The organism is Pirellulales bacterium, assembly GCA_036490175.1.
GTDB lineage: Bacteria > Planctomycetota > Planctomycetia > Pirellulales > JACPPG01 > JACPPG01.
On the sequence record DASXEJ010000285.1, the window covers coordinates 1 to 21,441 of the forward strand.

At 59.7% G+C, this 21,441-nt stretch carries 13 protein-coding genes; 6 read left to right on the top strand and 7 right to left on the bottom strand.

What is annotated here, in order from left to right:
• On the bottom strand, nucleotides 1–766 hold a 766-nt coding region (locus tag VGG64_21545; GenBank protein HEY1602201.1), incomplete at its 3' end, for a hypothetical protein.
• A gap of 434 nt (nucleotides 767–1,200) precedes the next feature.
• Here VGG64_21545 and VGG64_21550 point away from each other — a divergent pair.
• The 3 genes from VGG64_21550 to glgB all read left to right on the top strand — a co-directional run bounded on the left by VGG64_21550 (nucleotide 1,201) and on the right by glgB (nucleotide 5,923).
• Nucleotides 1,201–2,733, top strand: coding sequence for a TolC family protein (locus VGG64_21550; protein ID HEY1602202.1), 1,533 nt, complete (start codon nucleotides 1,201–1,203; stop codon nucleotides 2,731–2,733).
• Nucleotides 2,734–2,986: 253 nt separating this feature from the next.
• Nucleotides 2,987–3,580 (top strand): RNase H family protein, encoded by a 594-nt coding sequence (locus tag VGG64_21555; GenBank protein HEY1602203.1) that lies wholly within the window; start codon nucleotides 2,987–2,989, stop codon nucleotides 3,578–3,580.
• Between the two features lie 126 nt (nucleotides 3,581–3,706).
• Entirely contained in the window at nucleotides 3,707–5,923 is a 2,217-nt protein-coding gene (gene glgB / locus VGG64_21560; GenBank protein ID HEY1602204.1) for a 1,4-alpha-glucan branching protein GlgB, read from the top strand.
• A 65-nt stretch (nucleotides 5,924–5,988) separates the two neighbouring features.
• Here the strand turns inward: glgB and VGG64_21565 are convergent, their stop codons facing one another.
• Nucleotides 5,989–6,846, bottom strand: coding sequence for a PEP-CTERM sorting domain-containing protein (locus tag VGG64_21565; protein HEY1602205.1), 858 nt, complete (start codon nucleotides 6,844–6,846; stop codon nucleotides 5,989–5,991).
• 266 nt (nucleotides 6,847–7,112) lie between these two features.
• Nucleotides 7,113–9,431 carry a hypothetical protein gene (locus VGG64_21570; protein ID HEY1602206.1) on the bottom strand — a complete coding sequence of 773 codons (2,319 nt, stop codon included), beginning with the start codon at nucleotides 9,429–9,431 and terminating at the stop codon, nucleotides 7,113–7,115.
• A 437-nt stretch (nucleotides 9,432–9,868) separates the two neighbouring features.
• Here VGG64_21570 and topA point away from each other — a divergent pair, with 437 nt between their 5' ends.
• Complete coding sequence (topA, locus tag VGG64_21575) at nucleotides 9,869–12,574, top strand: type I DNA topoisomerase (protein HEY1602207.1); 2,706 nt, start codon at nucleotides 9,869–9,871, stop codon at nucleotides 12,572–12,574.
• Nucleotides 12,575–12,641: 67 nt separating this feature from the next.
• On the opposite strand, the gene VGG64_21580 is transcribed toward topA, so the two are convergent.
• The 3 genes from VGG64_21580 to VGG64_21590 all read right to left on the bottom strand — a co-directional run bounded on the left by VGG64_21580 (nucleotide 12,642) and on the right by VGG64_21590 (nucleotide 16,605).
• On the bottom strand, nucleotides 12,642–13,901 hold the full coding sequence (locus VGG64_21580) for a hypothetical protein (GenBank protein HEY1602208.1): 1,260 nt from the start codon (nucleotides 13,899–13,901) through the stop codon (nucleotides 12,642–12,644).
• A 159-nt stretch (nucleotides 13,902–14,060) separates the two neighbouring features.
• Complete coding sequence (locus VGG64_21585; protein ID HEY1602209.1) at nucleotides 14,061–15,416, bottom strand: Gfo/Idh/MocA family oxidoreductase; 1,356 nt, start codon at nucleotides 15,414–15,416, stop codon at nucleotides 14,061–14,063.
• A gap of 511 nt (nucleotides 15,417–15,927) precedes the next feature.
• Entirely contained in the window at nucleotides 15,928–16,605 is a 678-nt protein-coding gene (locus tag VGG64_21590) for a hemolysin III family protein (protein ID HEY1602210.1), read from the bottom strand.
• Between the two features lie 622 nt (nucleotides 16,606–17,227).
• On the opposite strand from VGG64_21590, the gene VGG64_21595 reads away from it, so the two are divergent.
• Nucleotides 17,228–18,148, top strand: a complete 921-nt coding sequence (locus tag VGG64_21595; GenBank protein ID HEY1602211.1) for a sugar phosphate isomerase/epimerase — start codon at nucleotides 17,228–17,230, stop codon at nucleotides 18,146–18,148.
• A gap of 229 nt (nucleotides 18,149–18,377) precedes the next feature.
• On the opposite strand, the gene VGG64_21600 is transcribed toward VGG64_21595, so the two are convergent.
• Complete coding sequence (locus tag VGG64_21600; GenBank protein ID HEY1602212.1) at nucleotides 18,378–18,905, bottom strand: hypothetical protein; 528 nt, start codon at nucleotides 18,903–18,905, stop codon at nucleotides 18,378–18,380.
• 850 nt (nucleotides 18,906–19,755) lie between these two features.
• Here VGG64_21600 and VGG64_21605 point away from each other — a divergent pair.
• Entirely contained in the window at nucleotides 19,756–21,438 is a 1,683-nt protein-coding gene (locus VGG64_21605; protein HEY1602213.1) for a lactate permease LctP family transporter, read from the top strand.
• Nucleotides 21,439–21,441 lie beyond the last annotated feature (3 nt).

The window sequence follows — 21,441 nt, forward strand, 5'->3', positions numbered from 1 at the left end:
CGTGAGGAACTGCGTGCGCCGCATTCACTGCTTCTGCCTCACCGGCCACGAACGTCACTTCATCCGTCTCGAAACCGGTGGCTTCTAGGGCTACCTCCAGCGCATGATTGTCGAGCGGGAACTCGTGCAGATCGAACGTCCCCGTAATCGTGCCGCGGTAATACCTGTTTAAATACACGGTGCCGTCAGGCTGCACGTGGGCCGTAGCGCCGCCGCGCGCGTCGACGTCTAGCTCGTCGACCAGCAGTGGATCGGGCGTCCAAAGTCCCTCAGTGGGAAGTACCTTCTTGGTAAGGCCCGACTTTTTCGAGTCGAACGCCAACCGCGGATCGTTCCAGACAAAGTAAGCGTTGAATTCAACGTCGAACTTTTGATCATGGTCCTGAATTTGCGATACGCCGACCACTTCGATGTCGACTTCCACCCGTGTGGGATGGGACGGAGGCATTTTCATATCCTCCTCCGGCGGGGCAATCTCGTGGGCGGCCGCAGGGGGCTCGCCTGTTACGAGCATAATTTCGGCCGGCAGTGCGATCTGCGCTTCGGCCGTCGTCGGGCTGTCGTCGGCCCGCAGGGGATTGGCCGACAGTCCCGTGCCTGTGCTTAGCAGTACAACGACCAGTGCGAATTCTGCCGGCCATCGGGCGCTTTGCAAGGAAAGCATGCCAGCCTTCAACGGCGCAATTCGGTCGAGTAAGCCAGGCACAGCCGGCTGGCTATCTTGGTTGCACAACGCGGCATGTGGGCAGGGCAGGCGGTTGCGCATGGCCGAATCTCGATTAAGACAGTGCTGACGCGGCCAGCGACCATCCTGCTATCAATGGGTGCAGAATGCTAGCCGTGGGAATCGGTGCCGATTTCTCGCTGATTAACCCCGCGGACGCAAGAGAGCTTTTCGTTGGCGCAGTGGCCAATTCTTTGACCACCTGGTGGCGTGTCCACGCGAAAACGTCGCGTTGTGATCTGGATGACGACGGGAAGAGGCATGGCCACGCAATGGCGTGGCCATGGCACCCGCGCCCCGTTGCGGTGACAAGCGCGCTAGCACTGCACGAGTTCGCGGATGCCAGCGGCCGAACGGTAGCACGCACGTCATGATCGATTAGATCATTAAATGATGCAAAAGCGGTCGATTCTTCCTAGTTGAGCACATAGTGCGTGGCGAGGTCTCATCAGTCTCGAGCAGAGAAGCTGGATAGAATGCGCGGCGTGTTGATGCTGGCAATCGTCTTGCTAGCGGTCGTGAAAGCTACCGCGCAGGATCTCTCTGCGCCCGGTGGCATGAGTTCCAGCTTCGGCCCAGGGCCGTCCGCTACCGGAGCCAGCTATCAAGACTCGTCGGGCGGAGTCATTGGTGGACGCGCAGGTCATCCGCGCATTCAGCCGGGACGGCCAGGCGTTCGCCGCAATCCCGCTTTGGAAGCGCTGCCACTACCGCGCGGGCGCCAGGCGACGCCGGGTGCAGGAATGGCTCCTTTTGCTTTCGACGTACCCAGCGGTCCGGCCGAGGAAGGGCCCGCCGACGGATTGACACTCGATCAAGCCATCGACTTATTGACGCGCGGCAGCCTGTCGCTGCGGGCAAAGTCGTTAGAGATTCCGCAGGCTCGGGCCGACGAGTTGACTGCTTCATTGCGCACTAATCCCTTTTTCTTTGCCGATGGCCAGCTTGTTCCCTACCGTCGCTACAGCACGACCACAAATCCGGGCGGACCGACGCAATATGATATTAATGTCACGTACCCGTTCGACTTATCGGGAAAGCGCGGCGCACGGATGGAGGTTGCCGCGCAAGCGCGGCGCGCCGTCGAGGCACAGTATCAAGACGCCGTGCGGCAGGAAATGGACTACCTGTATACGACTTACGTCGACGTACTATCCGCGCGCGAGACGTTGCGGTTCGCCGAAGCGGGCATAAGTGCCATCCAACAAGCCTTGGCAACGCAGGAACAGCGGCAGGACAAGTCCGAAGACGCGGAATTGCAGGCCGACCATATCGAGATTCATCGCGACGCAGTGGAACTAGCGATGATGGATGCCCAGGCCAGTTTAATGACTTCGAAACGGGCCTTGGCTACCGTGTTAAGCCTACCGCGAGAAGCGGTGCAGCGGTTGGATCTGCGCGGCTCGCTCCGCAATCCGTCGCCGCCTCCGCCGTCGACTGACGAGATGGTGCAAATGGCCGTGGCGGCGCGACCGGACCTGGCTGTCTACAGACTAAACGTTTGCCGAGCGCTGGCCGACGTACGGCTGGCCAAGGCCAATCGATTCTCAGACGTGTATGTCCTTTATCAACCGTTCACGTATCAGGATAACGCACCGTTCAATTTGCCGAGCTCGCGCTCCTGGGCATTGGGGGCCACGGTTACGGCGCCGATCTATGATCGGAATCAAGGCAATATCCGCCGGGCGGCCGTGAATGTCGATCAAAGTCGATTAGAAGTGCAGGTCATCGAGCGGCGTGTGATGGCCGAGGTCGAGGACGCTCGCGAAGAGTACAACGTGTCGCGAGCGATGGTCGACAGGATCGAGAATCATTTGCTGCCCGCGGCACGGCATGTACGCGACCATAGTCTGAAGGCGTCACAGCAGGCCGGCAACGACGTGTATGCCTATCTGATCGCGCAACGCGATTATCAGGACATGGTTCGACAATACCGCGATGCGCTGGTGCGATTTCGCCGTGCAACTCTCAAGTTGAATACTGTCGTGGGGTTGCGAATTCTGCCATGACGCTGCCACGGTATCGCGCGCGACGGGACTTCGGCCTGAGTCCCTCGTAAAGGCGAATCTTCTATCGAGTAAAACTGGGGAGTTTGAGTCGCAGCTGCCGATAAGTAAAAGCAACCAGGTTACGGTGCCGCCCCTGCCAGCCGATTTCGACACGGCTGTTAGTACAGGCTCACCGTGCCGCCCCCACCTGTCGAGGTAGGGTCGGAAACGCCCTCCACGATGCTCGAACCCGGCTCATGGTGAAGATCCCACAATGAATATTCCGACGCCGCATTTCATCCTGTTCTCTCAGGCGAACAGGGGAAATCAGCGGGACGAATGGAGTTTCGTCCTGAAAGCGGCTGATGGATCGGCCATTCTCGATGCCGCTGACGCCGAGCCCGACGCGCACGGTGAGCGGTTAGAACTACTTGCCGTGATTCGCGGCCTCGAGGCGCTCGACCAGCCGTCGCACGTGACGCTGGTGACGCCGAGTCGCTATGTGACGCACGGTATCCGCCACGGCTTGCCCGAATGGGGGCGCAACGGCTGGAAGTGGGAGCACTTCGGCGAGATGGTGCCGGTCAAGAACCGGGATCTCTGGCAAAGGCTCGACCGGGCTTTGAAAATCCATCGCATTCATGGCAGCAGCCATCGCATTGATGGGGCCCATTCGACCGGTGGTCCGGCCGCCGCGCTTGCGCCAGCAGCGTCGGCGGCAGACCCGACGACCATGCGGGACTGGTCCGCAGCGTTTAGGGCCTTCTTCGGCCGCCTTTGCGCTTGGCGGACCGATCGGCTGGAGCGTCTGTGGCTTAGCTGTGCCCAGCTCGGAACTTCTTTGCTGCCTTACCCTTGGCTCGAATAGCGGCGACCCGGTTACGGCCGCCAGCGGGCCACCCGTCGTAGGGGCGGCTGGACGAACATACGGCGAAAAACAACAATCGAACGGCACCGGTGCGATAACGCCGCGGCCGACATGGAGGTACAACTAATGCGCACCACGATTGCTTTGGAGAAGGTCGGACGGTTGATTGAAGGGCGCGACGAGAACCCCTTCGATCTGCTGGGCCCCCACGAAATCGAAGACAAAGGACGGCGGGCGCTGGCGGTGCGAGCGTTTTTGCCGCATTCTACGCAGGCCTGGGTCGTCGACCCGGCTGCCGCGCTGGGTGTACCCCAGCCGATGCGTCGGATTCATCCCGCCGGGCTGTTCGAAGCGATCTGTCCGCTGCCACCAGCGGGCTCGGCCAACAAATACCTCTTGCAGACAGCGGACGAGCGCGGAAACCGAGCCACCATGCATGATCCTTATGCGTTTCCCAATGTCTTAACCGAATACGACCTGTACCTATTGAACGAGGGTACGCATTGGCGCAGCTACGATCGGCTGGGCGCGCAACTGCGTACGGTCGATGGCATTCAGGGCGTGAACTTTGCCGTCTGGGCTCCCAACGCGACGAGCGTGAGCATCATCGGCGACTTCAACGTTTGGGACGGTCGTCGTCACCCCATGCGTAAGCACATTCCCAGCGGCTTTTGGGAATTGTTTGTGCCCGGCATCGGAGAAGACACGCTTTACAAATACCGTGTTAAGCACGGCGACCAAATATTCGAGAAAGCCGATCCCTACGGATTTGGCGCCGAGCTGCCGCCGCGAACCGCATCGAAGGTGGTGAACCTTGAGCGATATAACTGGGCCGACAGCGAGTGGATGACGCGTCGCCTAGAGGCCAACAAGCTCGATGCGCCGATGTCGTTTTACGAAGTCCATTTGGGAAGCTGGAAGCGACCCGGCGACGATCCTCATCGCTGGATGACTTACCGCGAGCTGGCCCACGAGCTAGTCGACTACGCCAAGGGAATGGGCTTTACGCACATCGAGCTCTTGCCTGTAAACGAGCATCCTTTCTCGGGCAGTTGGGGTTATCAGCCGGTCGGCTACTACGCCCCGACCAGTCGCTACGGTACGCCGCAAGACTTCATGTACTTTGTGGATCATTGCCACCAGTGCGGCTTGGGCGTGGTGCTGGACTGGGTGCCGGCGCATTTCCCGCGCGATGGTCATGGTTTGCGCCAGTTCGATGGCACGGCGCTCTACGAGCATGCTGATCCACGCCTGGGAGAGCACAAGGATTGGGGCACCTTGATCTTCAACTATGGCCGCCACGAAGTGCGGAACTTCCTACTCTCGAACGCCTTGTTCTGGCTGGACAAGTATCACATCGACGGCCTGCGTGTCGACGCCGTGGCCTCGATGATCTACCTGGACTATAGCCGTGAGCCGGGTGAGTGGATTCCGAACAAGTTCGGCGGTCGTGAGAACCTGGAAGCGATCGACCTGATCAAGGAACTCAATACCCAAACCCACCTGCAATACCCCGGCACATTGACCATCGCCGAGGAATCGACCGCCTGGGCAGGCGTGTCGCGCCCCACGTACGTGGGCGGCCTGGGATTCAGCCTGAAGTGGAATATGGGATGGATGAACGATACCACCCGCTACATGCGGCACGAATCTATCCACCGCAAGTATCATCACGACGAGTTGACCTTCAGCCTGATCTATGCCTTCCACGAGAATTTCGTGCTGCCGCTGTCTCATGACGAGGTCGTACACGGCAAGGGCTCGCTCTTGGATCAGATGCCGGGCGACTTGTGGCAGAAGTTCTCGAACCTGCGGCTGCTGTTCGCCTATATGTGGACACACCCCGGCAAGAAGCTGCTTTTCATGGGGAACGAGATCGGCCAGTGGAACGAATGGAATTACGACACCAGCCTGCAATGGGACCTGATGCAATGGGAATCGCACCAGGGGCTGCAAAAGTTGGTGCGCGATGTCAACCATCTGTATCAGCGCGAGCCCGCGCTGCATCAGGTCGACTTCGAATCGGCTGGCTTCGAGTGGATCGATTGCCACAATTGCGACGAAAGCGTGCTGGGTTACATTCGCCGCGCCAGAAACTCGAGCGATTTCCTGGCGATTGGCTGTAACTTCACGCCGACCCCACGCGTGCAGCATCGCATGGGAGTGCCCGAGCTGTGCTGGTACGAAGAGGTGCTCAACAGCGATTCGACGTACTACGGTGGCTCGAACCTGGGGAACGGGCCAGGCATTATGGCCGAAGAGATTCCCTGGCACGGTCGTCCGTACTCAGTGCAAATCGTGCTGCCGCCCTTGGCACTGACGGTATTGAAACCGCGGCGCTAACGATCTCCATGCTCGTGCCTCGGACGCATGACGGGGCACGAGCATGAAGGACAAGATTGGTGGAACTAACGGGCCAGACGCCTGCGGTGTCTGGCGGCGAGCGTCAGGCAGAGGGCCCCTAATCCGGCCAGCACCAATGACGAGGGCTCTGGGTTGCGCGCCATGGGCACGCCGCTGACCGCTGCCAGAGCGTCCAACGCACGGCTCGCAGCGAGACCCTGGCCATTACCGGACTCAATGTCGTTGTTGTTGAAGTTCAGGAAAGCGGCCGGATCGATGTCCCCCGGGCCGCCAAGAACGTTGAAGACGACCTGGCCGAATATTAGCCCCGTGCCGAGGCCATGCGCCCAATCACTTGGGATGGCGACGTTTCCGTCGGCCACGATCTGGGCGAGCGGCAACGTCATCACGCCATTCACGAACTGGCTCATCAATGGCGCATCTGTGAAAACGTTGCCGCCGAGGGGCCCGTACATGCCAGTGAAGCTCATCGTCTGTCCGTTCATTGAATTCGGAGTCTTCACGGCAAACTCTGAGAACGTGTAGCCTAGCGGCCCAACATTGATGCCGCCGCCGACTGTGCCATTCATGACGCCGGCATCCGGTGAAATGATTGGATTGCCATCGACGCCTCCATTCGGCGCGATGACCGGGCTGCCGCTGTACCACCAGCTGTCGCGGTACAACGAGTCGGATCCTGTCGATCCGCCCGCGGCAAAGAGAGTCGCCGCCCCCTGCAACGAAGATTGGTTACTCAAACCCGATTGCTGCAGCGGTTCCGCGTCGCCGCTGCCGAACTTGATGTCCTGGACGAACAGCGAAGGTCTATCGCCGACTCCTTTTGCCGTGAGATCGGCTTCGTTGATTTGCACGCCAATCGTGAAGACCTTGTCGCCAGGAACGGCCGTTGTGTTAACGGCCATGACAACTAATGAAATCGCTTTCGCGTTACTAGTCGTCAAGGTTGCCGCAAGAAGGCAGATCCCCCGGAAGTACTTCACGATTTACCCCTTCTATTTCCGTATCGCGATGGCCGCTGCACGAGAGCGACCCACAACCTACCGCAGCCAAGCATGGATTGCGAGCGGTGATTGCATAAATTTAGCGAGGACCTCCGTAGCGTCCCCACGCCTGTCTTCAGCGGCCCCGCCTGCGGCATCAGTGGCGGCGCCGCATCGACTCAGTCGGCTTAGTCGCCTGACTCACTGTCGTCAAAATCGGTTTCGGCGCGGTCGCGGCGCATATCGGGTTGGCGAACCCATTTCAGACCAGATTCCTGCTGGATGCTATTGTTCCAAGCGCTGAGCAGTTGCCGTTGTCGTGGTTCGTCGACGCGGGCGTAGGTGAAATAATCGTCTGCCAAGAAGCTGCGGCGCAACACTTCATTGCCTGGCTCGTACTCCATGACCTGGAAAACATAAATGATGGTCTGAGGATTGTTATAGGCGAGACTTTTCCCTTTTTCTGGCTGGCTAAAGACCACCTGCATGAAATCGTTGCCAGCGTCTTCGATACCCGTCACCGAACTCAAACGAGGCGGCACGCGGTTGTTAATGTTAGGCGTGCTGCCATACGTCAGCCAGGAGAAAGGATCTGGCTTGACGATCGGCAGACCGTCGCGAACGGCTAACTCGCCCAACGTTATGGAGTCTTTTGTCGCCGTTTCGGAAAGCGTCTTAGCATGTTCCGCCGCCGGCTTGCGCGCTTCGATCATCTTGCTGGCCCTGACAACTTCGTCGCGGACCTCGCTCAGCTCGGGCACGCGGGCCGGTTCTTGTTCGGTCTTCCAAGCCAGGTAGCGATTGCCGGCGGAGTCGACGGACATGCCTGCCTGGTAGAGCTGCCACGAACCAAAGGCGTAGGGGACAAACGGTGTTCCCTGACCTACGAACGATTCGCCGATCCCGTCGACCTCGCGCAACTCATAGCCGGTGAGTAAGTTCGTCGTGTGGGTCGCAAGATGGTATTCCGCGGCCAGGGCATTGAAATCCAAGGACTTTGGTGGAGCTAGAGTCTTGTCGGTTTCGTGTTTCACTTCCCAACGGGTGCGATCGTTTCCGTACTTGACCATCTTTTCTCGCACCTGAGTCAAGACCTCTTGCATTTTCTCCGCAGCCTTGACGCGTGCTAATTCGGCACGAATGTCGGGCTCGACCTTCCAGAGCGGATCATACTTCGGAGGAGTAACGTCGGTCGGCAGCGCATATTCGTCCTTCAGACTCATGACCTTGGGGTCTGGCTTCTTTGGCGCGGACGACTCGTCGGTCGGCTCCTTTTCCGCGTCTGCTGCGGGCTTCGCAGCAGCCGGCGCATCGGCCGCGGCTTGAGCAGTACCGTTTTTCGTGTCCTCGGACTTCTCGTCCTCAGCCTGGTCAACGTTGGCTAACGCCAATTCCGTTCCCAGCAATCCTCGGGAATCGCGACTTTGCTGGGGCGGGGCAGCCGGTTTGGATTCAGGCGCCGCTTCGCTCGCAGGAGCATCGGCCGCGGGCGGAGTCGCCTCGTCGGACTTTCCGCCGGACTTCTCGTCGTCGGCAGGCTTCTCGGCAGAAGAGTCCGCCTCTCCGGCGGGGGCTGTTTCGGATTTTTCGGCGTCGGGCTTATCGCCCGCGGAGGCACCGGCCTCGGGATTCGGGATATCGAGGTTGCCGCTGTAGAGATAGCGGGTGTCTTTGCTCCTTTCGTACTCATTGACGATTTCCGGGTACGAAACAGAATCCAGGTCTTCGAATTGCTCGTATTCGGCGGTGAAGTATTGGATGGCAACCTTGGCCGGAATCTTGAAGCCTGGCACCGGGGCGCCCGGCTGCGGCTCGTTGAACTTATAGGTATCGAAGAGCTTTTGCACTGCGGCGTCGTCCGGTTCGGCGACCTTGTCGACAAAATCGGCAACGGCCACGGGAATCGCCTCGATCACGGCCCGATTGTTCAGACGCTGGTACGACTCCCAACGCTCCGCGGGCGTGGTTTGCTGGCTGCCAGCGTACCCCTCGACAAGGCGCCGCGATAAGAGCTCAGTCCGCAGTGCGTCGTAAAGCTGTCGGCGGCTGATGCCACCCTTGCGCCCGCTCATCGACTGCAAGATTTCAGCAAATTGCTCGCCCGTAAGCCGATCGTTGCTAAACAGTTGCAAAATGCGCGTAATTTCATCGTCGGTGATCTTCATGCCCATTTGGTCGGCCTTGCGGGCCCGCAGCATGGTATCGACGACGTCGGATTCGCTATCCGGCCCGAAATATCCTTGCGCGTTATACCCAAACGCGGCCGCAATCGTTCGCTGGATGAACTGGTTTGCCAACGCGCGCGAAGCGAGCATCCGTTGCAGTTCGGATTCGTGAATGTTTCCGTACAGGACCGTCTCGGCAACGACCGGATCGTCACCCGTGCCGCGGCCACTTCGCATGCCGAACAAGGGATCAAAAAATACGAAGGCGATCATGGCCAAAACGCCCACGACGGCCATCATCCAGCGCTCGTTTTTTCGAAAGACTGCGAACGGGCTAGCCATGGAAAATATCCTCGTAGACCACGGCAAATGGCAGGCAACAAGCCTTGACAGCCGGGTAATCGAAAGGTTAAGGAGTGATCGTCTGGCCCACGGGGCGCGACGGTTCCGATTGTAGGAATAATCGACGTAAATGCAATCTCAAACAGGAGTCACGTCGATTCCAGGCGGCGTGGTCGCACAGCGGCAAAGATCATGCTCGACGCGACACGTCGCGGTCGTGCCCCCCGGCTCGCGGGTGGTGCTCGATCGATCGTAACGGTCAATATGAGCGGATCGCAGCGACTACGACGGTCGTGGGATAGCAATATTACGTAACTGGCGAGGTCACCCGCCGACAGCTGATAACCAGTCTGATGCTTGTTGCGACCGCTTGATGCTCGGCGCGTCGTCGCGGACACCGATCAGACAGAACCTCTCGACTGGCACGAACGGACAACATGGCGCGGAAATCGGCGGAATCCAAGAAACGATCGTTGGTAATTGTCGAGTCGCCCGCCAAGGCGCGCACGATTAGCAAGTTTCTAGGCGCCGGCTACGTTATCGAGGCCAGCATCGGCCACGTTCGCGACCTGCCGCAGGGTGCCAAGCAGATACCTGCCGAATTCAAAGGCGAGGATTGGGCGTATCTGGGCGTTAACGTCAATAACGGCTTCGACCCAGTTTACATCATTCCGCCCGGCAAGACGCAGCAGGTCCGCAAGCTGAAGGGGCTACTCAAGGACGCCGACGAACTTTACCTGGCGACGGACGAAGACCGCGAAGGGGAGGCCATTAGTTGGCACCTGCGCGAGTTGCTCAAACCGAAAGTGCCCGTACGGCGATTGGTCTTTCACGAGATCACGTCCGAGGCAATCCACGCTGCGCTCGAGCATCCGCGCGAAATCGACGACGATCTTGTCAAGGCGCAGGAGACGCGCCGCATTGTCGACCGGTTGTATGGTTACGAGGTTTCGCCGCTGCTGTGGCGCAAAGTGCGTCCCAGGCTGTCGGCCGGCCGTGTGCAGAGCGTGGCGGTGCGTTTGATAGTCGAGCGCGAACGCGAGCGGATGAGCTTTGTGTCGGCCAACTACTGGGACTTGCTAGGCACGTTTGCCAAAGCCACCGGCCAAACCCTGCAAGCCGGTATGCAGAGCTATCAAAAGCGCCGCGTGCCCGCCGCCAAGGATTTCGATCCAGCCACCGGCAAGCTCAAAGACCCGGCCCTGCTGTTGCTCGATTCTCAGGGCGTGCTCGACCTGGCTGCCCAGCTCAAGCCGGCCGAGTTCCGTGTCACGACCATCGACGACAAGCCGTACACGACCAAGCCCTACCCGCCGTTCACCACCAGCACATTGCAACAGGACGCCAATCGAAAATTTGGCTTCACGGCGCGGCGCACGATGCAGGTGGCGCAAAGCTTGTACGAAAACGGCCATATCACGTACATGCGTACCGATTCGACGAATCTGGCCTCGGTGGCCATCGCAGCAGCGCGCGAGTTGGTGGCGTCGCAATACGGCAACCAGTTTCTTCCCGACGCGCCGCGCGAGTACCGCACCAAAGTCAAAAACGCACAAGAGGCGCACGAAGCGATTCGGCCGGCCGGCCATCCCTTCGCGCTGCCCGAGACGTTGCGTAACGCGCTGTCGGCCGAGGAATTCAAGCTTTACGATTTGATCTGGAAACGGACCGTCGCTAGCCAAATGTCCGATGCGCGGGGACGGCGCATTTCGATCACGATCGAAGGGGGCGACGCTTTGTTTCAAGTCGGTGGTAAGACCATCGATTTCCCCGGCTATCTGCGGGCTTACGTCGAAGGGGCCGACGATCCGGCCGCCGAACTGGCCGACAAGGAGACCGTGCTCCCCGATGTGCAAGTGGGCGAGGACCTTAGTTGCCAAGACCTACTGCCGAAAGAGCACAACACGCAGCCGCCGGCGCGCTTCAACGAAGCCACGCTTACCAAGGCGCTCGAAGAATTGGGCATTGGTCGCCCGAGTACGTACGCCGTGATCATCGAGACCATCCAAGCGCGCGAGTACGTCGTCAAACGCGGCAACGCGCTGGTGCCGACGTGGGTGGCCTTTTCCGTTTCGCAATTGCTCGAGATGCATTTGCCGGACCTGGTCGACTATCGTTTCACCGCGCAGATGGAAGACGATCTAGATGCCATCAGCCGTGGCGAGCGGACGTACGTCGACTACCTGAATCAGTTTTACTTCGGTAAAGACCACGACGGACTGAAAAAGCAACTCGAGAACAAGGTCGGCGAGATCGACGCCCGCGATGTCAGTCGCATTTTGTTGGGCCAGCCCGCGGGGGGTGAAGTAATTTTCGTCCGCGTTGGCCGGTATGGCCCGTTTCTCGAACAAGGGGAACGTCGTGCGAGCATACCCGAATCGGTTTCTCCCGATGAGCTGACGCTCGATGCCGCTCTCAAATTGCTCGACCAGGCGGCCGAAGGGGACAAGCCCCTCGGACATGACCCGGCTACGGGCAAGCCAGTGTACATGAAGACCGGCCGTTTTGGTCCCTACGTGCAACTTGGCAATCCCGACGAGGAAGAGAAGCCGAAGAACGCTTCGCTGCTCAAGGGCATGCGGCCCGAAGACATGACCGTCGACGTCGCGCTCAAGTTGTTATCGCTGCCGCGCGAGTTGGGAGTTCATCCGGAGACGACCCAGAAGATCACCGCGTACAACGGCCGCTTTGGACCATATATCAAGAGCGGCGAAGAGACACGCAGCTTGCCGGCCGACCTTTCGCCAGTCGATGTGACATTCGAACAAGCCCTCGAGTTGCTGGCGCAGCCCAAAAAGCAGCGACGCGGTTTTGGCGCTCCGAAAGAACCGCTGAAAGTGCTGGGAACTTCGCCCGTGACGAAGCAGGAAATCAAGCTGCTCGAAGGACGTTACGGTCCGTATGTCACCGATGGCGTCACCAATGCTTCGCTCCCGAAGCAGCAGCCGGTCGAAGAGGCCACGCTCGAGCAGGCTCTGGTGCTATTGGCGGCCCGCGCCGCGGCCGGCCCCCCAGAACGTCCCGCCGGACGGGGCAGGGGAGCACGCAAGAGTGCAGCCCCGAAGGCGTCCACCGGCGACGGCGCGACAAAGCCCGCGCGCAAGACTGCCAAGAAGAAAAAGCCTTCGGGCAAATCCGCCTAGTCCACTTGGCAATGGTCGCCATGGATGTTCGTTGATCATTCGTGGATGGCGGATAATCAGCAGCCTGCTACCAGGTTACTTTTAGGCCGGGCACGGCTTGCTTCAATTCGTCGATCCCTTCCTCACTGACCTGTGTAAAGCTAAGGTCAAGTTGCTTAAGCTTTTTCAAGTCGTGCAATTGCTTGAGCGCGTTGTCGGTCACCTCGGTGCCGGCCAGGCTAAGCGTGTTGAGATTTGCGAGTCCTGCCAGATTCGCAATTCCGGCGTCCGTCACCCGGGTCGCCTCCAGGTTGAGATACTGCAGGTTCTTCATGCCCTTCAGATTCTGCAGTCCGGCATCCGTGACTCGCGTCGACCAGAGATCGAGGCGTTCCAGACCGGTTAGCCTCACCAGGTGCGTAAGGCCTTCATCGGTAAGCGACGTTTCGGCGAAGTCGAGCACCTTGAGGTTCTTCAACCCCTCGACGGCAGCCAAGCCAGGCCCTTTCACGGCCGTGTCGCGCACTTCGAGCCGTTTCAATTGCTTGAGGTTTTTCAAATGCACCAAACCCGCGTCACCCACCTTGGTGCGTAGCAAATATAACTCATCAAGTGCCACCAGTGGCTCCAACTCGGCCAGTCCGTCGTCACTGACGCGCGTGTCCTCCAACCACAGCCCCTTCAGCTTGGCGAGCTTGCGAATCGACTTCAGCCCTTCGTCGGTGACACCTGGATTGCGCAATTTGAGCCGTTCCAGGTTGGCCAGGGCTGTTAGGTGCGCCAGACCTGCATCAGTGACTCCGACGCAGCCCCGCAAATCGAGGACGCGCAGCTTCGCGAGCGGCGCCAGCCTGGCTAGCCCGTCGTCTGCGGTGTTCGTGTAAAGCAGGTGCAATTGCTCGAGCTGCGACAACTTCGCCACGTTCGACAGTCCGGCATTCGTGACCTGCGAGCAGCGTCGCAAGTTTAACGACTTCAGCCCCTTCAACGCTGCCAGCTTGTCGAGTCCCTCGTCCGAGACGCTGGTGTTCTCTAGAGACAGATCCTTGAGCTTTGCCATTTTGGCGATTGCGGCAAGTTGCACGTCGCCCACGCCCGGACCGGTCACGGCCAGAGCTTCAAGCTGCCCCAGTGGCGTGAGTAGCGCCAGGTCGGTATCCGTTACCGGATGCTCACCGAAGTCGACGCCGGTCACTTGCCTGGCGTCGTTCAATTTGACCGTCGCGCCGAGCGATTCGAGAGTCGCTGCCGCAGCCGAGTCGTCGGCGCGCGCGCCGCCAAGGGCAGCAAATGTCAGGAACGAGGTCGCCAGGAAAAGCACGAAGGCCACGCGTGGGAGTCGTTTCACGGAAGCATCTCTCAATTCAGGGGTACGATAATGGCCACGATCGCGCTCGGCAAGAACGCATCAACCCAGAACAAAAGCAAAAGGCTGCCAGGGAGGATCGCGCCAACCCTGGCAGCCTGCTGATATCGGAATGTCACGCGAACGCGAGTTGGTCGCTGCCTAAAGCGTGTAGCCCTCGCGATAGGTGGGACGGATCATGGCGTCCAACTCGGGCGCGCCGGTGGCTTTCAAAGCCTTGGCGTCCCAGTCGATCTTCTTGCCGCTCCACACGGCCAGGTTTCCGAGCAGCACGATCTCGGTCAATGGGCCGGAGTAGTTCGGGAAGTTTGACGTGGGTTGCTTCCCTTCCTTGATGGCGTTGGCGAACTCCGTAAAGTGGTACGGCGGACGTTCGAGATCGAGCTTGGGTTTCTCCATGCCTTCAGGTAGGTAGAACTTATCGGCGTAGTCGCCCGGCGAGTAGAGCGAGGCTTTGTCACCGATCAACAAGGCGCCTGAGATCGCCGTTTCGAACTTCTCGGCCTTGTCCTTCTTCGGTCCATCCTTGTTGGCCTCGGTCGGCCACTTCACCTTCTCGAACAGTTCGAACGGAGGCAGCTTCTTACCGTCGTACCAGGTCATACTTAACGCCGGACGTTTGTCGGTAGCAGGGAACTCAAACTTGATGATCGACCAACTCGGGTAGGTCTCATTGTTATGGCCCGAAGTTTGCGCTTCGACCGACGTCGGATGCTGCAGATCGAGTGCCATGTACGGCATGTTCATCGTATGGCAGGCCATGTCACCCAAGGCGCCCGTGCCAAAGTCCCAGTACCCGCGCCAGGAAAACGGGTGATAACCAACGGCATACGAGCGATACGCTGCTGGACCAATCCACAAATCCCAGTGTACGCCGGTGGGGACTTCGGCCTCAGGCGGACGCCCGTCGCCTTGCGCCCAAACAGGGCGGTTGGTCCACACATGGACCTCCTTGACGTTGCCCAGCGCGCCCGACTTCACCGTTGCCGCGGCTTGACGCAACCCGAAATTGGCGGTTCCCTGGTTCCCCATCTGCGTGACGACTTTCATTTCGCGGGCGACATCGCCCAGGCGGCGTGCCTCGTAGATGGCGTGTGTCAGAGGCTTTTGCGTGTAACAGTGCTTGCCCATTCTCATTGCCATGAGCGTGGCCGCGGCATGCGTATGATCGGGCGTGCTGATCGTGACGGCGTCGATGTTCGGTCCCATCTCATCGAGGAGTTTGCGAAAATCGTTGTACTTCTTTGCACCTTCGAAGGTCTTCTCGGCCTTGCCCAGGATGTTATCGTCGATATCGCAAATGGCCACGACGTCGCCGTTGCGGCTGGCATCTTTCGAGTCGCTGCTGCCCTTTCCACCGACGCCGATACAAGCAAATCGAATGCGCTCGTTGGCCGACTTGCTTTCCTCGGCCTGTGCTCCGGCCGCGGCCCAGAAGCCGACGCCGGCCGCCGTGGTGGCCTTGAGGAAGTCACGCCGATTCGTGTCATGACTCATTTCCGAAACTCCTTGAATGAATGGGAGAGTTTGTTTCCGCCGTGCGAGTGCTGCCTGTGAGGCTCTGTGGTCGACGCGTCGTCTGCGCGATGTCGTCGTTCGAGATACGGTCGGCGAGGCTCTGGGGTCTTTCCGGGGCGGGTCCTCGCGACGCGCCACGGGAGGAATGCTGGCGCTTGATGTCGCCGGCCGGGTGGACACCACGACCGACTCAACTCACTGGATGCAGCCCCCCGGCAGCATGATCGAGCGAGTAAGGCAGGCGTGGCCAAAAGGTCCGTCGCAACCTTGCGGACGACGGGGCGCCGGCGACACGTATTTCGCACCAGTTAGACAATAACCGAACGACGTGCAGGCTGCAATCAACCTCGCCATGCGAGCCTTGCCCGGGCCGCACTGGGGGCAACGCGACTAGTCGCGAGGGCAATAGAGGGTCCTGCACCGTCACGCGTTGAGATGCCGACGCCCAGCCAACCATCCGCCAGACCAATGGTCCCACAGCCGGGATGGACTAAGCCGCCGCCGGCAGCACGTATTGGAGGATCGCGAAGTAATGCACCGCACTGCCGGCGATCACAAAGACGTGCCAGACGGCGTGCAGGTACAGTGCCTTGCGATCGAAGGTGAGAAAGATCGTCCCCACGCTATAGCACGCTCCGCCGGCCAGCATCAGCCACAGGCAGCCCGACGGGATGAGTTCGATCATGGGTTTGGCGGCCACGACCGGCAGCCAGCCCATGCACACGTAAGCGTAGGTCGATACCGCTTCGACGCGATGGGCCCATACCACCTTGGAGAAAAAGCCAAAGAAAGCGATGGTCCACATAGCAGTCATGAGCAGCCACCAATAGCCTCCGCGGAGATATTCGAGGGCCAGCGGCGTGAACGTGCCAGCGATCAATAGATAAATGCAGCCCTGGTCGAGCATGCGGAAGATTCGCCGCGCGCGAGGGTGCTGAAACACATGCGACAATGTCGAGGCGGCATACACGGCCACCAGCGACGCGCCGTAAATCGAGCAGCCGATGATTTCCCGCGCCCCGGCGTATTTGACGGCCAGGGTAACCATGGCCACCGATCCGACGAGGCTCATAGCCAGGCCGATACCATGAGTAATGCTGTTGGCGATTTCATCCTCGATGCGCGGCAATGTGGCGCCGCTGGCATCGAAAGCACTATCGATTTGCATGGCGATTTCCTCGAACAAGCTCGACCACGTCCTGAGTCTGGAATCGAGCGCCGCTTATCGAGTACGGCTCGTCGATTGAAGCAGCGTCACGATGTTTGTACATCCCTAATTTAATACGCGGTGGATTCTGGGGAAGTTGCTTCACGGGCGTTGTGTCGAGCAAAAAGGGGCTAAAGCATGCGTCCCGAGGGCTTGATCCTACAGAATCGGCTTTCAATCGGAAGCGTCTGCGGGGGGCTGAACCGTGTGCTAGTTACGTTTCCCCGGTACGCCCGCCGAGCCTATGCCCGAGTCCACGCCTTTGGCGGTGACCTTAGGCGCAACGCATTTTATTCGCTCGTCCGGGCGGCGTATTGCCGAGGATGTCATTAAGGGCATCTGCCATTTAGAAATATCGAACCGCCGCGCGATTGGCTGGCGGAAATCCTTGAGGGCGGGCATCAATGGGCAGCCAGCGTCGGCATGAATTGCCCTAGCGCATCGTCTTCGCCCGCTTGTGCATCCCTCGCCCGCCAATTTAGACTCTCCAAGACACGGTCCGGCCCTGTGACGGCTCTGAATAGCACGCCGCGCAGAGTCCCTGTCGAGCACCCTGCGGCACTTCCTTTTGATGGAGAGAGACATGTCGAAATCGTCAGCGTCGATGCGAAATACTGTCGGCCATGTTACGTCGCTGCGCAAGCTGGCAGAGCCGTCCCGCCGACCGATGGCACGGCGACGTTTTTTGGGCATTGCCGCTGCAAGTGCCGGGACGGCGCTGGTGGGGCTGTCGCGACGTACAGCGGCAGCGGCTGACGACTTCGGTGGATTCATCATGGGGATGCAGACTTATTCGTTGCGCGACTTTCCGGTCGACAAGGCATTGGAGTTGTCGAAGCAGTTAGGTGTATCGACGATTGAGTTCGCCAGCGGGCATCTCGGCACAAAGGCCCCGCAGGCCGAGATCGACGCCGTAAAGAACAAGGTGCAAAGTCTAGGCCTAAGGACGCTTTCGCACGGCGTGAGCCCCTTCACGAGTGACCATGAGGCCAATCGCAAGATCTTTGAATTCGCCAAGCGCTTGGGAGCGAGGAACTTGTCGGCCGATCCCACCGAGGATTCGTTCGACAGCCTCGATCGGCTGGTGGCCGAGTTCGACATCCGCATTGCCATTCATAATCACGGTCCCGGCGCGCGCTACGACAAGGTGGCCGACGTTCTCAAAGCGATCAAGGGCCGGCATCCGTCGATCGGTGCTTGTGCCGATTTGGGACATTACATTCGCGCCGGCGAGGATCCCGTGCGCGCCATCACGCTGCTGGCCGGACGGCTGTACGGAGTCCACCTCAAGGATTTCGCCGAGCCCAAGAAGGACGCGCAGGGTGTGATTCTGGGACGTGGGCAGTTGGATCTCGAGGCAACGTTCCGGGCCTTGCGAAAGGCAGATTTTCCGGCCGATGCCTGCCTAGCCTTGGAGTATGAAGAGAAGCCCAAGGATCCTATCGACGATATCCGCGCCTGCCTGGCTGCGGCATCGGAAGGGGCCAAGCGCGCACACGGCTAAATGGGCTTCGCGCGGCGCGCTCCGTCCCAACGGAGGGCTCACGCGGCGTGCTGGTTGATCCGTCACGCAAATGCGTCAACACGCGCCACGCGGAAGGAAGGTCGATCAATGCTAGGCAGCGGTCGATTTCCCACCGCGCGGCGCGGTGTCGAGAATGCTCTCATTGCTCGGTGATGTCGCGTTCTAGGCGTCGAATTCCTGGCGCTGTCGATCGTCGGCATCACGCAATTCAGTGCCAAGTAGTGTTCTCACGCGTTGTACCAGTCACGCCACCGTTTAATGCGTCCGTGAGCAGTGAGCTGTCGCTCAAGGCGATGCGCGGGGCTGGCAGCAGGACGAGCTCCGGCCAGAGCGTGCCATCGGACATGGATCGCCACTTGCCGACGCTCTCGTCCAAGCGAGCCATCTGACGACTGTGTTCGCGATCGACGTACAGCGTGTCGCAGATCATGCTGACCATCTCGAACGTTCCCAGGGCGCAACGCTGCCCATTCGAGGAATCCTCGAGATGCACGATTGTCGGGGTTTCGGTCCACAGCAGGCTGAACTGTCCCCCGATTTTCCGCCGGCACCAAAGGTTGTTACGGAAGCACGCGGCTTCCAGTTCCTTAGGACCCATGCGCAAGCTGGAACCGATCGCCCGATAGACCGTTGCCGGCCCGAGGACGGTCTGCGTGCCACTCGCCGGATTTCCTGCCCACATCAACAAGTATCGTTCCCTAACTTCGACGTCATTTGACGATTCACCAATGACCACAAGCAGTCTCCCATGCGTTCTTGCCGTGTGATCAGCACCATCGCTCTATATCTCTAATTGCGAAAACCAGGGGAAACCGGACGCGAAATCTGGACGTTTTTCCGAAAAACCTCGGAAAAGTATAAAAAATCAGTCAAAAAGCACCCCCGCCGCGAGATTTGGGGGAATGGGAAACATGCCATTGCCATCAGTGATCGATCACTAGCGTGGTAGCCGCAGCTGACAGTACGCTCGCATGGTCGGCGCCCGCGCGCAGTAGCTAGTCTGCAGGAACGGACCGAAAAAGAGGTCTCGCGTTATGAACGCGTTGCCTCTTCAACACAGCAGATGGGCGACCAAATTAAACATCAATTTCCTCAAGCGCGTCGCACCCTAGTCCGCAGAATTTATCCATCAAGATTTTTGCATGCGTCGCAGGATATTCTGCTCGCAAGGGTCAAGATGGCGCAAGCCGGCGACCAGGAACCTCAAACCAGCAGGTGCAATACGCACCGAGCGGACGAGCGGATGCATTTCGCGGCGCCACCATAGACGAACACGACGGGGAGACGTTGTTGATCGCAGGGAATCTTGGGGACCCGATGGCGTGCAACGCTTCACCAGCCAAGGGAGCAGCCGGCATGCGTCGCCGCAAGCAAAAGGAAATAATCGGTCGAATTCCCACATGAAGGTGCGCCGAGTCGTCATGCATTTGTCGCGCGTGGGAACATCAAGCAGGCAATTCTCGACCACTGCGCGACTTGTGGCGACAGTTTGCTGACCCGCTGCACGGTCGAGTATGTTGGCCGAGTACGCGGCATCGGCGTTGACGTCTGCCGCACACTTCGGCACATGTTTGACGAGGCGCTAAGTGACTTGGGTTCAGGTTTACGATCCGCTCGGGTCGCCGCTGGCGTCCACGCTATTGGCGGCCGCACCGGTGTGCTTGCTGTTGGGAATGTTGGTGTGGGGCATCGCGGCCGAACTTGCGGCGCTGGTCGGCATGTTGGCTGCCCTGGCTGTCGCGATCTTTGGATTCGGAATGCCGCTCCAACCGGCACTTGCCGCCGCTGTCCACGGCGCGGCGTTCGGATTACTGCCTATTGGCTGGATCGTCGTGGCGGCAGTCTTCATGTTTCACCTCACCGTTCTGTCGGGCCAGTTCGACGTGGTGAAGCGATCGGTGAGGGCCATCTCGCCCGACCAACGCATGCAAGCGCTGCTGATCGCCTTCTCGTTCGGCACGTTCGTGGAAGGTGCGGCCGGATTTGGCACTCCGGTGGCAATTTCGGCCGCCTTGTTGATCGGCCTGGGGTTTTCACCTCTTTATGCCGCGGGGCTCGCACTGTTGGCCAACACCTCGCCTGTGGCGTTTGGCGCGCTGGGCACTCCCATCATCACCCTGGCGAAAGTTTCGGAATTGAAGGAAATTCTCCTGTCGCAGATGGCCGGACGCCAGCTGCCGTTGTTTTCGCTCATCGTGCCAGCTTGGCTGGTGGCGGTGATGTCGGGCTGGCGTGGCGTGCGTCAGTGTTGGCCGGCGATCTTGGTCTGCGGAGGCAGCTTTGCGACGCTCCAGTTTATTACCTCGAATTTTCACGGCCCCGCGCTGGTCGACGTCGTGGGTGGTTTAGGATCGCTGGTCGCACTGGCCATATTCCTGAGATTCTGGCAGCCGGCCGAGGTGTGGCGCTTTCCAGACGCACCGCCCATTGTGCCGGACGCGCAGCCTCTCACGCGGCGGCAAATCGTGCATGCCTGGATGCCGTGGGCTCTCTTGTCGGTGATGGTTTTTTTGTGGGGTTGGCCGTCGTTCAAGGCGCAGCTCAATGGCGAAGCGCCCAGCGGGACAAACTTATTGGCCGGCATCAGTAAGTTCACTTGGAACGTGCCTGGACTGCACAACGTGATCTATCGCACGGCGCCGGTTGTGGAATTGCAGTCCGGTGACCAACACGCGGCTGACGCGGAAAAGGCGATCTACGAATTCAATTGGTTATCTGCGACCGGCACCGGCATTTTTCTGGCCGCCGTGCTGTCGGCGTGTTGGCTGCGCATCGGCCCAGGCGCCTTCGTGCGGCAGTTTCTCGACACCCTATGGCGCATGCGGTTGGCGTTGCTGACGATTGCTTGCATGCTGGCCCTGGCGTTTGTCACCAAGTACAGCGGGGCGGATGCGACACTGGGGCTTGCCTTCACCCACACCGGCTGGCTGTATCCATTCTTTGCGCCGCTATTGGGCTGGCTGGGAGTGGCGTTGACAGGTTCTGATACGTCATCGAATGCGCTCTTCGGCAGCCTGCAGCGAATCACGGCCGAGCAACTGCAACTCTCCCCGGTGCTCATCGTTGCTTCCAATAGCACAGGTGGGGTGATGGGCAAAATGATCGATGCTCAGAGCATCGTTGTGGCGGCCGTCGCCACCGAGCAAACCGGAGGCGAAGGCGCGATTTTGCGGTTTGTCTTTCCGCATAGCGTGGCGCTGGCATGCCTGGTGGGACTTTTGACGCTGGCCCAGGCGTATTTTCTGTCGTGGATGATCCCCACAGGATAGTGC

What these genes read in the sequence shown, in the direction of transcription:
- VGG64_21550 (HEY1602202.1), top strand. Translation starts at nt 1,201, where the DNA reads ATGCGCGGCGTGTTGATGCTGGCAATCGTCTTGCTAGCGGTCGTGAAA.
- VGG64_21555 (HEY1602203.1), top strand. Translation starts at nt 2,987, where the DNA reads ATGAATATTCCGACGCCGCATTTCATCCTGTTCTCTCAGGCGAACAGG.
- glgB (HEY1602204.1), top strand. Translation starts at nt 3,707, where the DNA reads ATGCGCACCACGATTGCTTTGGAGAAGGTCGGACGGTTGATTGAAGGG.
- VGG64_21565 (HEY1602205.1), bottom strand. Translation starts at nt 6,846, where the DNA reads ATGGCCGTTAACACAACGGCCGTTCCTGGCGACAAGGTCTTCACGATT.
- VGG64_21570 (HEY1602206.1), bottom strand. Translation starts at nt 9,431, where the DNA reads ATGGCTAGCCCGTTCGCAGTCTTTCGAAAAAACGAGCGCTGGATGATG.
- topA (HEY1602207.1), top strand. Translation starts at nt 9,869, where the DNA reads ATGGCGCGGAAATCGGCGGAATCCAAGAAACGATCGTTGGTAATTGTC.
- VGG64_21585 (HEY1602209.1), bottom strand. Translation starts at nt 15,416, where the DNA reads ATGAGTCATGACACGAATCGGCGTGACTTCCTCAAGGCCACCACGGCG.
- VGG64_21590 (HEY1602210.1), bottom strand. Translation starts at nt 16,605, where the DNA reads ATGCAAATCGATAGTGCTTTCGATGCCAGCGGCGCCACATTGCCGCGC.
- VGG64_21595 (HEY1602211.1), top strand. Translation starts at nt 17,228, where the DNA reads ATGTCGAAATCGTCAGCGTCGATGCGAAATACTGTCGGCCATGTTACG.